This is a genomic window from Rhodanobacter ginsengiterrae (assembly GCF_050026815.1).
GTDB lineage: Bacteria > Pseudomonadota > Gammaproteobacteria > Xanthomonadales > Rhodanobacteraceae > Rhodanobacter > Rhodanobacter ginsengiterrae.
The window spans coordinates 267,640-280,050 of the sequence record NZ_JALBWO010000057.1 but is presented as its reverse complement, the minus strand read 5'-3'; the positions used below and the strand labels follow the sequence as shown (position 1 = coordinate 280,050).

Sequence of the window (12,411 nt, the reverse complement as noted above, 5' to 3'; positions counted from 1 at the left end):
CACAGCATGGCCAATACCATCGAAATCAAGATTCCGGACATCGGCGGCCACGGCAGCGTGCCGGTGATCGAAGTGCTGGTGAAGGCTGGCGACACGGTGGCCAAGGACCAGAGCCTGATCACCCTGGAGTCCGACAAGGCAACCATGGAAATTCCCTCCACTGCCGCCGGCGTGATCAAGGAGCTGAAGCTCAAGGTCGGCGACGAGGTTGCCGAAGGTGCGGTGATCGCCGTGTTGGAGCTTGCTGGTGACGTCGCGCAGCCAAAGGCTGACGCGCCCACGCAGACTTCCCCGGTGGCACCGACGCCTGCCGCCGTTCCGGCGGCTACCCCTCCCCAACCCTCCCCTGCCAGCAGGGGAGGGAGTGAGCCGGCACCACGAGCTGCGGATGCCTCGGGTCGCAAGCCCGACATCGAATGCAAGCTCGTCGTGCTCGGCTCCGGCCCCGGCGGTTACACCGCGGCGTTCCGTGCCGCCGACCTCGGCGTCGACACCGTGCTGGTGGAGCGCTATGCGACGCTGGGCGGCGTCTGCCTCAATGTGGGCTGCATCCCGTCCAAGGCGTTGTTGCATGCGGCCGCCGTGATCGACGAGGCCGCGGCGATGGAGGCGCACGGCGTCAGCTTCGGCAAGCCGAAGATCGACCTCGACAAGCTGCGCAGCTTCAAGAACAAGGTGGTCGGCCAGCTCACCGGCGGGCTCGCTTCGATGTCCAAGCAGCGCAAGGTGCGCACGGTCGAGGGCAACGGCACGTTTGTCTCGCCGAACGAACTGGAAGTGCAGACGAAGGACGGCGTGAAGCTGATCCGTTTCGAGTACGCCATCATCGCCGCCGGTTCGCAGTCGGTGAAGCTGGGCATGTTCCCGTGGGACGACGAGCGCATCCTCGACTCGACCCGCGCGCTGGAAATGAAGGACGTCCCGAACAAGCTGCTGGTGGTCGGCGGCGGCATCATCGGGCTGGAGATGGCCACGGTATATGCCGCGCTGGGCAGCGAAGTGACTGTGGTCGAATTCATGGACCAGCTCATCCCCGGCGCCGACGCCGACCTGATCAAGCCACTGGCCAGGCGCCTCGGCAGCCGGCTCAAGGGCGTGCACCTGAAGACCAGGGTGGTCGAGGCGAAAGCCACGAAAAAAGGCATCGAGGTCGGCTACGAGGGCGACAGCATTCCGGCGACCACGCTGTTCGATCGCGTGCTGGTATCGGTGGGCCGTTCGCCGAATGGCGGCAAGATCGGTGCGGACAAGGCCGGTGTGGCGGTGACCGAGCGCGGCTTCATCAACGTCGATACGCAGATGCGCACCAACGTGCCGCACATCTTCGCCATCGGCGACCTGGTCGGCCAGCCGATGCTGGCGCACAAGGCCACGCATGAAGCGAAGGTCGCCGCGGAAGTGGTTGCCGGGCACAAGAGCCACTTCGACGCGCGGGTGATTCCGTCGGTGGCCTATACCGATCCGGAAATCGCCTGGGTCGGCGTGACCGAGCGCGAGGCGAAGGAAAAGGGCCTCAAGATCGGCGTGGGCAAGTTCCCGTGGGCGGCTTCGGGCCGTGCGATCGGCATCGACCGCACCGAAGGCTTCACCAAGCTGATCTTCGACGAGCAAACCCATCGCGTGGTCGGCGGCGGCATCGTCGGTGTGCACGCCGGCGACCTGATTTCCGAAGTGGCGCTGGCCATCGAGATGGGTTCGGAGGCGGCCGACATCGGCCTGACCATCCACCCGCATCCGACGCTCAGCGAGTCGGTCGGGATGGCAGCGGAGATCTACGAAGGCACGATTACCGATCTGTACATGCCGAAGAAGAAATAAGGACGGGTTATGCAAAGGATGGCGTCCGTGTTCGTTCTGTTGCTGCTTGGTTCGATGGCGCTTGCACAAGCAAGGGCTGGCGACATGGATGCTGCGAAGCTGGCGCAGCATTGCCCCGGTTTTGCCGCATGGCAAAGCGCGCATCCCGAACTTTCCGAAAAGAATCGGGCCAAGCCGGTTGATTCGACCAGGCCGACTGATCCGCATCTGCGTCAGCAGCTGCTGGCCATGTCGAAGGCCGATGAGGCGGTGCGCGATGCCTGGAACAAGGCCGGCATGAAAACCGGGCAAGGCAAGGATCCGACGTTCATGAGGGTCATGGCGGTGGACGCCGACAATCTGAGACAGCTCAAGCCGATCGTGGAGCGCAATGGTTTTCCGACGCCGAGTCGTGTCGGCGCGGATGGAGTCGATGCAGCCTTCATGCTCGTCCAGCATGCCGACGCGGATCCGGCATTTCAGTCGCGTGTGCTGCCTCAGCTTGAGGCGCTCGCCAAACAGAGGGTGGTGAGCGGACAGCAAGTTGCCATGCTGACGGACCGCGTTTTGCGAAATGAAGACAGTCCGCAGCGTTATGGAACCCAGTTCGTGAGCGATGACAAGAGTGCCGCCATGAAGCTGCAGCCGATCGAGGATGTCGAGCACGTCGATGCGCGCCGCCGCGACATGGGGTTGCCGCCACTTGCCGATTACGCATGCATTCTGTCGGCGGTATACGGCAAACCGTTCACTCTGAAGCCTTGAAGGTGCACGCCGTGGTGATGATGCGTCGTGGCCTGTTCACGCCAGGGAAGCGGTGAAGCTTCACTTGTCCGAGCCGGTATCGCGCAAGCTCGGGTTCGGTACTTCGAAATGCATGGAATCGGTCCGTGGATCGGCGCGGGCGGAACTTGGCCGATCCCGATTCACGCGGGATCGCCCACGGCTTGACCGGCTCGTCACGTCCATCCGGCTATTGGTGCTCATCACCAAGACGGAGAAAACCGCATGAACAAATCATTGATTCTGATCGCCTCGCTGGCCCTGGCCGTGCCCGCGCTGAGCACGTTGCCGACACCGGCGCAGGCGCAGCAACGTCATCATCGTGTGGTCTGCGAAAACGTGCTGGTCAAGCACAACGGATCGAAGGATGATCACCGCATCATCGGCACCGGCCTTGGCGCGGTCGCGGGTGGGCTGCTGGGTCATCAGGTGGGTGGCGGCAAGGGCAAGACCCTCGCCACCGTAGGCGGTGCGGTGGCCGGCGGTTATGTCGGCAATCGCGTGCAGAAGAACGCGCAGGACAAGAAGACCTACTACACCACTGAACGCCGCTGCCACAACGTCTACGACTGATCGACGCTGCGGATCACCGGTGCGCCGCGCCAGTTCAATACGGCGTGCCCTCGCGGCGCTGTCGCTGCAGGGCGCGGGCGTACCATTCGAATTCGTCGAGGAAGCGGTTGAGGGTACGGGGGACGTGTTCGTTCTGCGGCTTGCCGTCTTCGTCGAGCGCCGCGGCGATGCGCGGGATCGGGCATTCGCTGGGGATGCCGGGCATGCCCAGTTCGGCCAGGGTGGTGCGCAGGGCGACGGCGGCGCGCACGCCGCCGAACATGCCCGCGGAGTAACAGACGATGCCGGACGGGCGCCAGAAGTACTCTTCGAGAAAGTGATCGAGCAGGTTCTTCAGTGCCGGCGGAATGCCGTGGTTGTATTCGCCGCTGATGATCAGGAAGCCGTCGACGCGACGGTACAGCGTGGCCAGTTGCTGCAGGTTTTCAGGAGCCGCGCCGGGTTCGTATTCCTTGTACATGCGGTCGAGCAGAGGCAGTTGCAGCTCCATCGGGTCGACCAGCTGTGCCGCGTGGCCACGCGCTTTCAGCGCCTGCATCACCAGCCGGGCGGCGCGGATGCCCATGCGATCGCGGCGCACGGAGCCCAGCAGTACGGCGAACGACATCGGTGGAGGGGCGCTGGACATGGCTGCTTCCTGGATCAGGTGTGGCGGGAATGACGCGTCGATCCAGATTACTCTGGGTCACTCATCCGATGAAACGAGGTCACCATGTCACTCAAGGTCTGTGTTGCCGGTGCCACCGGCTGGGCCGGCTCCGAACTCGCGCGCGGCATCGCGGCCACCGACGATCTCGCGCTGGTCGCCGCAGTGGCGCGACGCCACGCCGGTCGGCGTCTGGCCGAGGTGCTGGGCGAGCCGCGTTTGAATGCCTCGATCTTTGCCAGCGTGGACGAGGCGCTGGCACAGCCGTGCGATGTGCTGGTCGAATACACCCGCCCCGACAGCGCGAAGGCGAACGTGCTGGCCGCGCTGGAACAGGGCGTGCACGTGGTGGTGGGCAGCTCGGGCCTGGGCGACGACGACTACGCGCAGATCGACGCGGTGGCGCGCGAACGTGGATTGGGCGTGCTGGCCTGCGGCAACTTCGCGCTGACCGCGGTGCTGCTGATCAAGTTCGCCGAGATGGCGGCGAAGCTGATTCCGCAGTGGGAGATCATCGACTACGCGTCGGCCGGCAAGCCGGATGCGCCCAGCGGTACGGTACGCGAACTGGCCGGACGGCTGGGCAAGGTGCGCCAGCCGCACTTGCAGGTGCCGATCGAAGCGACCGTCGGCATGCCCGAAACACGCGGTGGCACGCTGGCCGGCAGCCAGGTGCATGCGGTGCGCCTGCCGGGGTTCGTGCTTGGCGTGGAGGCGATCTTCGGCATGCAGGATCAGACGCTCAGCCTGCGCCACAACGCCGGCGGCAGCGCCAAGCCTTATGTGGATGGTGCGCTGCTGGCGATCCGCAAGGTGTCGAGCCTGGTCGGCCTGCACCGGGGGCTGGATGCGGTGATCGACTGGTAGTGCGCTGCTCGTGTTACGTATGCCGCGGCCAACGTCCCAGCAACCACGAGGCGCCCAGGCAGCCGGCCAGCGCCAGCAGCCAGCGGCTGGCCGGCGGTTTCGGCAGCAGCTCGACGAATGAGGGCAGCCATGCCTGGCCGTAGATCACGACCACCGCACCGGCGGCGATGGCAAGGGTGGCGGCCAATACCAGCATCAGCCTGAATTCGAAGGAGGTGCCGGCCGCGGCTGGCGCCGCCGGCGCGGCGCCGGCCCGCGCGGCCAGCTGCTGCGCGAAATCCGCCGGCAACGAATCCGGCAGCGGCTGGCGCAGGCTGCGCGCGATCAGGCGATAGCGCCGGCTGCGCGGGTCGTCGCCGGCGCAGTCCAGCTGCAGCCGCTCGCGTCGACTGGCGGCTTCCTGCGCCAGCCACTCGCGCTCCTGCGCGGCGTCATCGAAGGCGGGGATATGGTCTTCGTCGTGCGGAATCATGCGGCAACTCCTGTCCGTGTCTCGAGCGTATCGCGCAGGCGCAGGCGCGAGCGAAACAGATGGCTCTTGATCGTGCCGGTGGCCAGCCCGGTGATCCGCGCGATCTCCGGGATCGGTGTTTCTTCAAGGTAGTACAAGGTCAGCAAGGTGCGCTGCAAGGGCGGCAGCGCCTCGATCGCCTGATGCAGGTGTCGCGCGGTTTCCTCATCCACGCAGGCCGCTTCGAGGTCGAAGCCGTCGCCGATGTTTTCGACCAGGTCGAAGCCGTCGCGGTCGCTGCCGGGCTCCAGCAATGGGATGCGCTTGTGCTGCAGGTGGCGCAGCGCGATGGTGAAGGCGATCCGGCCGATCCAGGATTTCAGCGCGCTTTCGTAACGGTATTGATGCAGGCACTGGTGCACGCGCAGGAAGGTGTCCTGGCACAGCTCGCGCGCGTCCTCGGGATTGCGCACCATGCGCTGGATGATGTGCCAGCACAGACCCTGATATTCGCGCACCAGGCGTTCGAACGCGCCCGGCCGGTTGGCCAGCACGGCGTCGACCAGGTGGCGATCGGGGCTGCTGCGGATGTCATCCATGGGGCAAGAGATACGCGCGGGGGAGGAACGGTTGCAACCAGCTTGCTGCAACCGTTCGTCGAATGCCTGTATCCATGGTCACGAAGGTCCACCATCCCGCCACCCGAGGAGCACGCCGTGAATTTCGAAATACTGATCCCGATCACCCTGTTCGTCTGCATCGCCTATGCGATCAAGGTCGTGGTCGACGCGCGGGTCCGCCGCCGCATGGTCGATGCCGGCGGCTCGGAGGAGCTGGTGGGTGCGGTGCTGCGCGACGAGGAACTGCGCCGTCGACATTCCTCCTTGCGCTGGGGCATCGTGCTGCTGTCGGTGGGCGTCGGCTTCGGCCTGATCCAGTGGTTCGGCTGGCAGGAAGTCACGCCGGGCATGATCGCCGTGCTGGCGCTGGCGACCGGCGCGGGCAACCTGGCGTTCTTCACGATCTCGCGCAAGCTCTCCTGAAGCTGGTTCAATGGCGGGTATTCGCCGCATCGCCGGCATGCCCGCAGACAAGGCACCAGCGTGAATGAGCAACTGTTGTTCAACCTGGTGGATCTGGCCGGCACGTTCGCGTTCGCGATCAGCGGCGCGACTGCGGCCAGGCGCTGCAACCTTGACCTGTTCGGCATCCTGGCGATTGCCTTCATCACCGCCTGCGGTGGCGGCATCGCACGCGACCTGTGCATCGGCGCGATCCCGCCGGCCGGCTTGTCCGACTGGCGCTACCTGGCCACCGCGCTGATTGCCGCCTTGCTCACCATCCTGGCGTATCCGTGGGTGGAACGGCTGACCTACCCGGTACGCCTGTTCGATGCGATGGGGCTGGGTCTGTTCGCGGTGTATGGCGCGCACAAGGCGCTGGCGTTCGGCCACAACGCCGAGGTGGCGATCCTGCTCGGCATCGTCACCGCGATCGGCGGCGGCATGGCGCGCGATGTGCTGCTGGCGCGCGTGTCGATCGTGCTGGAGAAGGAGATCTACGCCTCGGCAGCCCTGGTCGGTGCCGCGCTGGCGGTGACCGGCGAGTACTTCCGCTGGCCCGCGGTGTGGGCGACCTGGCTGCCGATCCTGGCCTGCTTCGGGCTGCGCTTCCTGTCGCTGCGTCTGCACTGGAACCTGCCGCGCTTCGGCCGCGACCAACGGCCCTGACGCTTTGTCCGCGCTGCGCAAGGCCGGTAGGTCGGCTTTGCCCGCCATGCCGGGCATGCTAGCTTGCCGGATTCGGGCGGGGAGCCCGGTCTTCGAGGGAAGTGCATGAGCGCAGCTAGTGTTCGCGTCGAGTCCGTGACCAAGCGTTTTTCCGGACATACCGCGGTGAATCATCTGAGCATGGAAGTTCCGGCCGGCGGCATCTTCGGCCTGCTCGGCCCCAACGGCGCCGGCAAGTCGACCACCATCCGGCTGGTCATGGGGATCCTGGAACCGGACGAGGGCAAGGTGGTGCTGTTCGATTCGCCGCACAACAGCCGTGCGCTGTCGCAGCGGATCGGTTACCTGCCGGAGGAGCGCGGCCTGTACAAGAAGATGAAGGTGCTCGACCACCTGATTTTTCTGGGCGAGACCAAGGGCATCGGCCGCGCCGATGCGCGCAAGCGGGCGCAGGCGTGGCTGGAGCGGCTGGGCATCAGCGACTGGGCGCTGAAGAAGGTCGAGGACCTGTCCAAGGGCATGCAGCAGAAGGTGCAGTTCGCCGGTGCGCTGCTGCACGAGCCCGAGCTGGTGATCCTCGACGAACCGTTCTCCGGGCTGGACCCGGTCAATGCGCAGGTGATGAGGGACATCGTGGTGGCGATCGCCGCCGAGGGCCGCACCGTGCTGTTCTCCACCCACGTGATGGAGCAGGCCGAACGCATGTGCGACCGCATCGCGATCATCGCCCGTGGCGAGATGGTGGTGAACGGCACGGTGGCCCAGGTCAAGGCTGATTTCGGCGGGCGTCACGTGGCGCTGGGTTTCACCCATGACAAGCAGCGGGCGGCGAACATCCTCGCCGACCGCACGCTGATCAGCCGTGTCGACGATTACGGTGCCAGCGCCGAGTTGCAGATGGCCGACGGTGCCGATCCGGAACAACTGCTGGCCGCACTGGTGCGCGAGGGCGTGGGCCTGCGCCGCTTCGAGGTGGTCGAGCCATCGCTGCATGCCATTTTCATCGCCAAGGTCGGCGCCGATGCCGCCACCGCCCACGCCGGAGTTGCCGCATGAAGAAGATCATTGCCGTGATCCGGCGCGAGTTCGTCGAGCGCGTTCGCACCAAGGCGTTCGTGATTTCCACCGTGCTGTTGCCGGTGTTCATGGTGGCGATGGTGGTGCTGCCCGGGCTGATGATGAGTGGCAGCGACCGCACCACGCGCGTGGCGCTGGTGGATGCGTCCGGCAGCGGGCTGGGCCAGCCCGTCAGCCAGGCGCTGCAGTCGGAGAAAATCGGCGAGGGATCCAACGCGAAGGCGCGCTACGCCGTCCAGGTTTTCCCCGCCACCGGCAGCGACGTGGTCAAAGTGCGTGACGACCTGATCACCAGCACCGGCTTTTCCAGCAAAACGCGAAAAGACGGCTTTGATGGTGTGCTGGTGCTAACCGACGCCACGCTTACCAGTGGCAAGGCGTCCTATTACGGTGCCAACGTCGGTTCGACGGAGTCGATGGTGAAGTTGCAGCGCGGCGTGTCCAGTGCGCTGGCCGGAGTGCGGCTGGGCAAGTCGGGCGTGGATGCGACCCTGGTCAAGCAGGCGATGAAGCCGGCTGACCTGGACACCACCAAGGTGTCCGACGGCAAGCTCACCGGGCAGAGCGGCCAGGAGTCGTTTCTGATCGCGTACTTCATGGGCTTCATCCTGTACATCGCGATCCTGATCTACGGCCAGCAGACAATGACCTCGGTGATCGAGGAGAAGACCTCGCGCATCATGGAAGTGCTGACCTCGTCGCTGACGCCGTTCCAGATGCTGCTGGGCAAGGTGCTCGGCGTGGGCATGGCCGGGCTGACGCAAATGGCGATCTGGGGTGGCTCGATCTTCCTGGTCAGCAGCCAGCGCGTGCATCTGGCCGGACTGTTCGGGATGAGCGCCGACGCCATGCAGAACTTCCCGATCCCGAGCATGCCGGCCGGCCTGCTGGTGGTGTTCCTGCTGTATTTCGCGCTGGGCTTCCTGCTCTATGGCGCGCTGTACGCGGCGATCGGGGCGATGTGCAACACCATCCAGGAGACCCAGCAGTACGCGATCTTCGTCACCATGTTCATCATCGTGGGCTTCTTCGCGGTGTTCGCGCTGATCAAGGATCCCTCCAGCCAGCTCGGCGTGACGCTGTCGTTCATCCCCTTCTTCGCACCATTCACCATGCCGGTGCGCTGGTCGCTGAGCTCGGTGCCGCCGCTGGAACTGGCGCTGTCGCTGGGCTTGATGCTGGTGACCTTGCTGGCCTGCGTGTGGCTGGCGGCGCGGATCTATCGCACCGGCATCCTGATGTACGGCAAGAAGCCGTCATGGCGCGAGTTGTGGCGCTGGATCCGGGCGTAAACGACCATCCGCGGGAGCGCACCGAAGTGCGCGATGGCTCTTCGTCAGATCATGGAGAGCATCGCGCACATGGTGCGCTCTTGCGCAGGAATCAGTCCTGCGGCGCATCGAACAGGTTGGTCTGCGCCTGGTAGCTGTCGCGATCGACGAAGCCGGCCAGGCCCACTCCGACCAGGCGGTAGCGGCTGTCGGCCGGGCGGTCGACGCGCTCGCGCAAGGCGCAGGCGATCTCGCCCAGTTCGCCGGCCGACATCGGTCGCGTCGATGGGGTGAGGCTGCGCGTCAGCGACTGGAAGTCGGCGGTCTTCAGCTTCAGCACCACGGTGCGCGCCACGCGGCCGAGCTCGCGCTGATGACCGGCCCAGGCCTTCTCGGCCAGCTGGCGGATATGCGGTTCGAGTTCGTCCAGCCGCAGATCATGTTCGAAGGTGTCTTCGGCCGAGACCTGCAGGGTGAGCCGCTCGGACTGCACCGGATGCTCGTCGATGCCATGCGCCAGTTCGTGCAGGCGCCGACCCCAGCGGCCGAAGCGCATTTCCAGCTGCGCCTGTTCCAGCGCGCGCAGCTCGCCCACGGTGTGGATGCCGAGCGCCGCCAGCTTCGCTTCCATCACCTTGCCCACGCCGGGCAGGCGGCCGACCTTCAACGGCGTGAGAAAGGCTTCGACCTGGTGCGGGCGCACCACGAACAGGCCATCGGGTTTGCGGAAGTCCGAGGCGATCTTGGCCAGGAACTTGTTCGGCGCCACGCCGGCCGAGGCGGTCAGCTGCGTCTCGTCGCGAATCGCCGCACGGATCGCCTCCGCCGTGGCGGTGGCCGAAGGCAGGCCGGTCTTGGTGCTGGTGACATCGAGATAAGCCTCGTCCAGCGACAGCGGTTCGATCAGGTCGGTGTGCCGTGCGAAGATCTCGCGGATCTGCCGCGACACCGCCTTGTAGCGCACGAAGTCCGGCGGCACGAACACCAGTTGCGGGCACAGTCGTTCCGCGCTGACCGCCGGCATCGCCGAACGCACGCCGAACACGCGCGCCTCGTAGCTGGCCGCACATACCACCGACCGCGCGCCGCGCCACGCCACCGCTACCGGCTTGCCGCGCAGCGACGGATCGTCGCGCTGTTCCACCGACGCGTAGAACGCGTCCATGTCGACATGCAGGATCTTGCGTGGTGGGGACATCAGCGTTTTGCGGACACGGCGCGATCGGGCGATGGCGACATTGTACGCAGCGATCCGCGCACCTTCAGCGCCAGCACGCAATCACTTGCCGGATGATCCGGCGTCGTGCGACCCGCGCAAAGACAAACTGTCGAGCCGCCGCGCCAGGTCCCGTGCGAAGTATTCCGCCGCGCGTGGCTGCTCTTCCAGAAACAGGAAAGGCTCGATCAGTTCCAGCTCCATCACCAGAAACGCGTCATCGCAGATCACGCCGTCGACACGCGCATAGGCGAGCTCGCCATAGCCCCTTGCGGCAACCGCCGCCAGCGCCGTTTCGGCGGCGGCCAGGCTGGCGGCAGGTGGCTGGCCCGCTTCGACCGTGCCGCCGTGCTCGCTTTGCACGCGATAGTCGCCCGTGGCCGGGCGCTTGACCACCGCGTGGCTGAAGGCGCCGCCGAAATACAGCAGCGACCATTCACCGGCGCTGACGATCTCCGGCACGAACGGCTGCACCAGATAGTCGAGTTCGCGTGGCAAGCGGGTCACGGCTTCGGCAAACTCGGTATCGCCGACACGACCACGCAAGGTATGCCAGGCACCGCCACTGACGGTCGGCTTGATCACCACCTGTTGCGCCGGCATCGTTGCCAGCACGTCAGCCAGTTCGCCGCCAGCGGCCAGTCGGGTGGGGATCGTGGTGACACTCACCGTGGCCAGTTCGAGCAGATAGCGCTTGTCGCTGTTCCAGCGCAGCACGCGGCTGTCGTTGATGGTGGGAATGCCGATCCGGTCGAGCCGGTCCAGCCAGGCGATGAAGTCGGGGTGGTGCTTGTAGTAATCCCAGATCGTGCGGATCAGCACCGCATCGAACATCGACCAGTCCACCGCCGGATCATTCCAGATGCAGGAAATCGGCGTGATGCCGAGCTGTTCCAGCACGCTGGCGAGCTGGGCGTCATCCGCCTGGATCGAGGGAAGCTCGGCCGAGGTGGCGAAGGCCAGACGACGGGGGATGGCAGCGATGGACAAGACGATACCTCTTGCAGCGGAAAGCACGCGCTTGCCGGGAGGCCGCCCACCCGGCGGATCACGATCCGTCGCAGCACCGTGGCGGAGCCGCCAGTGTTTCGACGTGGCCGGGGATTGTCAATTTGCGGCACACGCCAGCCATGACCTCGCCAATGGAAGGCCGGGCTTCGCTCAGTGGCGGGAAGCCTGCGCGGCTGACTGCATCAGGTAAAGGCGTACATCGGGGTTCGCGCTGGGCAGTTCGAGCGCGGCGCCGTCGACGACCCGGATGCCGGTAGCCGAAGGTGCGATGGATGCCTGCATTGCCGAGATCAACTGGCGGGTCTGCAGCTGTCGAGTGATGACGCCGGGCAGCAGTGATGCCAGCGTCAGCAAGGAGGCAGCCAGGGCCGCACCGAGCGGAATCCACCGTTGCCATCGGTGAGTGGTACGGTGGCTGTCGGCGAGGCTGCGTTGCAGGCGCAGCAAGCCACCGGTGGGGGGCGTCAGTTCGACGAATAGTCGACTGGAATCATGCATCGGCAGAGGCTCCCATCAAGACTTTCAAACGCTCCAGCGCCAGGTACTTGCGCGAAGCCACCGTGCCGGCCGGAATACCCAGCACGATGGCAATTTCGGTACCGCGCAGGCCGCTGAATTCGGACAGAAGAAGCACCTGTTGCCAGGCACGAGGCAGCTTGCGCAAGGCCCGGTGCAATTTCCGCGCAGCGAGGAAATCCTGCGGCGGGGCATCGACGGGCAACGGCAGCGATGCTTCGTCCAGCAGCTCATGTCGGCGCAACAGGTGCCAGCGCAGGCGGTTCTTCGCCAGGTTCAGTGCGGTGGTCCAGACCAGGGCATCAAGTGTGGTTTCATCCACCTTGGCGCGGCGCTCCCACACCCGCACGTAGGCGTCGTGGATCACGTCCTGGCAATCTTCCGCCTGCCACAGCTGGCGGTATAGCACGTTGTAGAGCGGCCGTTCCAGCCGCCGGTAGCTGGCGTACAGCGCATCCTGGCGCAGTGGCATC

At 65.7% G+C, this 12,411-nt stretch carries 15 protein-coding genes; 8 read left to right on the top strand and 7 right to left on the bottom strand.

Annotated features, from left to right (window positions below; all coding sequences use genetic code 11):
- Positions 1 to 6: 6 nt before the first annotated feature.
- The 3 genes from lpdA (at position 7) to ACQGNJ_RS16280 (ending at position 3,153) form a co-directional block, all read left to right on the top strand.
- Positions 7 to 1,818 carry a dihydrolipoyl dehydrogenase gene (lpdA, locus tag ACQGNJ_RS16290; RefSeq protein ID WP_426690296.1) on the top strand — a complete coding sequence of 604 codons (1,812 nt, stop codon included), beginning with the start codon at positions 7 to 9 and terminating at the stop codon, positions 1,816 to 1,818.
- A 27-nt stretch (positions 1,819 to 1,845) separates the two neighbouring features.
- Positions 1,846 to 2,562, top strand: coding sequence for a DUF6624 domain-containing protein (locus ACQGNJ_RS16285; RefSeq protein WP_426690295.1), 717 nt, complete (start codon positions 1,846 to 1,848; stop codon positions 2,560 to 2,562).
- 243 nt (positions 2,563 to 2,805) lie between these two features.
- On the top strand, positions 2,806 to 3,153 hold the full coding sequence (locus ACQGNJ_RS16280; RefSeq protein WP_426690294.1) for a glycine zipper 2TM domain-containing protein: 348 nt from the start codon (positions 2,806 to 2,808) through the stop codon (positions 3,151 to 3,153).
- Between the two features lie 34 nt (positions 3,154 to 3,187).
- On the opposite strand, the gene ACQGNJ_RS16275 is transcribed toward ACQGNJ_RS16280, so the two are convergent.
- Positions 3,188 to 3,781 (bottom strand): NADPH-dependent FMN reductase, encoded by a 594-nt coding sequence (locus ACQGNJ_RS16275; RefSeq protein ID WP_426690293.1) that lies wholly within the window; start codon positions 3,779 to 3,781, stop codon positions 3,188 to 3,190.
- Positions 3,782 to 3,865: 84 nt separating this feature from the next.
- Between ACQGNJ_RS16275 and dapB the strand changes: the two genes are divergently transcribed.
- Positions 3,866 to 4,666, top strand: a complete 801-nt coding sequence (gene dapB, locus ACQGNJ_RS16270) for a 4-hydroxy-tetrahydrodipicolinate reductase (protein ID WP_426690292.1) — start codon at positions 3,866 to 3,868, stop codon at positions 4,664 to 4,666.
- A gap of 13 nt (positions 4,667 to 4,679) precedes the next feature.
- Here the strand turns inward: dapB and ACQGNJ_RS16265 are convergent, their stop codons facing one another.
- Both ACQGNJ_RS16265 and ACQGNJ_RS16260 read right to left on the bottom strand, forming a co-directional pair.
- Positions 4,680 to 5,138 carry a hypothetical protein gene (locus ACQGNJ_RS16265; protein WP_426690291.1) on the bottom strand — a complete coding sequence of 153 codons (459 nt, stop codon included), beginning with the start codon at positions 5,136 to 5,138 and terminating at the stop codon, positions 4,680 to 4,682.
- Positions 5,135 to 5,716 carry an RNA polymerase sigma factor gene (locus ACQGNJ_RS16260; protein ID WP_426690290.1) on the bottom strand — a complete coding sequence of 194 codons (582 nt, stop codon included), beginning with the start codon at positions 5,714 to 5,716 and terminating at the stop codon, positions 5,135 to 5,137. The genes ACQGNJ_RS16265 and ACQGNJ_RS16260 overlap by 4 nt, the downstream gene beginning before the upstream one ends.
- Positions 5,717 to 5,833: 117 nt before the next feature.
- On the opposite strand from ACQGNJ_RS16260, the gene ACQGNJ_RS16255 reads away from it, so the two are divergent.
- From ACQGNJ_RS16255 to ACQGNJ_RS16240, 4 genes are all read left to right on the top strand, one after another.
- Positions 5,834 to 6,160, top strand: a complete 327-nt coding sequence (locus ACQGNJ_RS16255; protein WP_426690289.1) for a DUF6249 domain-containing protein — start codon at positions 5,834 to 5,836, stop codon at positions 6,158 to 6,160.
- A gap of 60 nt (positions 6,161 to 6,220) precedes the next feature.
- Entirely contained in the window at positions 6,221 to 6,847 is a 627-nt protein-coding gene (locus tag ACQGNJ_RS16250; RefSeq protein WP_426690288.1) for a trimeric intracellular cation channel family protein, read from the top strand.
- A 105-nt stretch (positions 6,848 to 6,952) separates the two neighbouring features.
- Positions 6,953 to 7,903 (top strand): ABC transporter ATP-binding protein, encoded by a 951-nt coding sequence (locus ACQGNJ_RS16245; protein WP_426690287.1) that lies wholly within the window; start codon positions 6,953 to 6,955, stop codon positions 7,901 to 7,903.
- Positions 7,900 to 9,216: an ABC transporter permease gene (locus tag ACQGNJ_RS16240; protein ID WP_426690286.1), complete on the top strand. Its 1,317-nt coding sequence runs from the start codon at positions 7,900 to 7,902 to the stop codon at positions 9,214 to 9,216. The genes ACQGNJ_RS16245 and ACQGNJ_RS16240 overlap by 4 nt, the downstream gene beginning before the upstream one ends.
- 91 nt (positions 9,217 to 9,307) lie before the next feature.
- On the opposite strand, the gene dinB is transcribed toward ACQGNJ_RS16240, so the two are convergent.
- The 4 genes from dinB to ACQGNJ_RS16220 all read right to left on the bottom strand — a co-directional run bounded on the left by dinB (position 9,308) and on the right by ACQGNJ_RS16220 (position 12,410).
- Positions 9,308 to 10,393, bottom strand: a complete 1,086-nt coding sequence (dinB, locus tag ACQGNJ_RS16235; RefSeq protein ID WP_426690285.1) for a DNA polymerase IV — start codon at positions 10,391 to 10,393, stop codon at positions 9,308 to 9,310.
- A gap of 81 nt (positions 10,394 to 10,474) precedes the next feature.
- Positions 10,475 to 11,401 (bottom strand): ATP-grasp domain-containing protein, encoded by a 927-nt coding sequence (locus ACQGNJ_RS16230; protein WP_426690284.1) that lies wholly within the window; start codon positions 11,399 to 11,401, stop codon positions 10,475 to 10,477.
- 171 nt (positions 11,402 to 11,572) lie between these two features.
- On the bottom strand, positions 11,573 to 11,920 hold the full coding sequence (locus ACQGNJ_RS16225; RefSeq protein ID WP_426690283.1) for a hypothetical protein: 348 nt from the start codon (positions 11,918 to 11,920) through the stop codon (positions 11,573 to 11,575).
- Positions 11,913 to 12,410: an RNA polymerase sigma factor gene (locus ACQGNJ_RS16220; protein ID WP_426690282.1), complete on the bottom strand. Its 498-nt coding sequence runs from the start codon at positions 12,408 to 12,410 to the stop codon at positions 11,913 to 11,915. Before ACQGNJ_RS16220 ends, ACQGNJ_RS16225 begins: the two co-directional genes overlap by 8 nt.
- Position 12,411 lies beyond the last annotated feature (1 nt).

What these genes read in the sequence shown, in the direction of transcription:
- ACQGNJ_RS16220 (WP_426690282.1), bottom strand. Translation starts at nt 12,410, where the DNA reads ATGCCACTGCGCCAGGATGCGCTGTACGCCAGCTACCGGCGGCTGGAA.
- lpdA (WP_426690296.1), top strand. Translation starts at nt 7, where the DNA reads ATGGCCAATACCATCGAAATCAAGATTCCGGACATCGGCGGCCACGGC.
- ACQGNJ_RS16225 (WP_426690283.1), bottom strand. Translation starts at nt 11,920, where the DNA reads ATGCATGATTCCAGTCGACTATTCGTCGAACTGACGCCCCCCACCGGT.
- ACQGNJ_RS16245 (WP_426690287.1), top strand. Translation starts at nt 6,953, where the DNA reads ATGAGCGCAGCTAGTGTTCGCGTCGAGTCCGTGACCAAGCGTTTTTCC.
- ACQGNJ_RS16265 (WP_426690291.1), bottom strand. Translation starts at nt 5,138, where the DNA reads ATGATTCCGCACGACGAAGACCATATCCCCGCCTTCGATGACGCCGCG.
- ACQGNJ_RS16260 (WP_426690290.1), bottom strand. Translation starts at nt 5,716, where the DNA reads ATGGATGACATCCGCAGCAGCCCCGATCGCCACCTGGTCGACGCCGTG.
- dapB (WP_426690292.1), top strand. Translation starts at nt 3,866, where the DNA reads ATGTCACTCAAGGTCTGTGTTGCCGGTGCCACCGGCTGGGCCGGCTCC.
- ACQGNJ_RS16280 (WP_426690294.1), top strand. Translation starts at nt 2,806, where the DNA reads ATGAACAAATCATTGATTCTGATCGCCTCGCTGGCCCTGGCCGTGCCC.
- ACQGNJ_RS16240 (WP_426690286.1), top strand. Translation starts at nt 7,900, where the DNA reads ATGAAGAAGATCATTGCCGTGATCCGGCGCGAGTTCGTCGAGCGCGTT.
- ACQGNJ_RS16275 (WP_426690293.1), bottom strand. Translation starts at nt 3,781, where the DNA reads ATGTCCAGCGCCCCTCCACCGATGTCGTTCGCCGTACTGCTGGGCTCC.
- dinB (WP_426690285.1), bottom strand. Translation starts at nt 10,393, where the DNA reads ATGTCCCCACCACGCAAGATCCTGCATGTCGACATGGACGCGTTCTAC.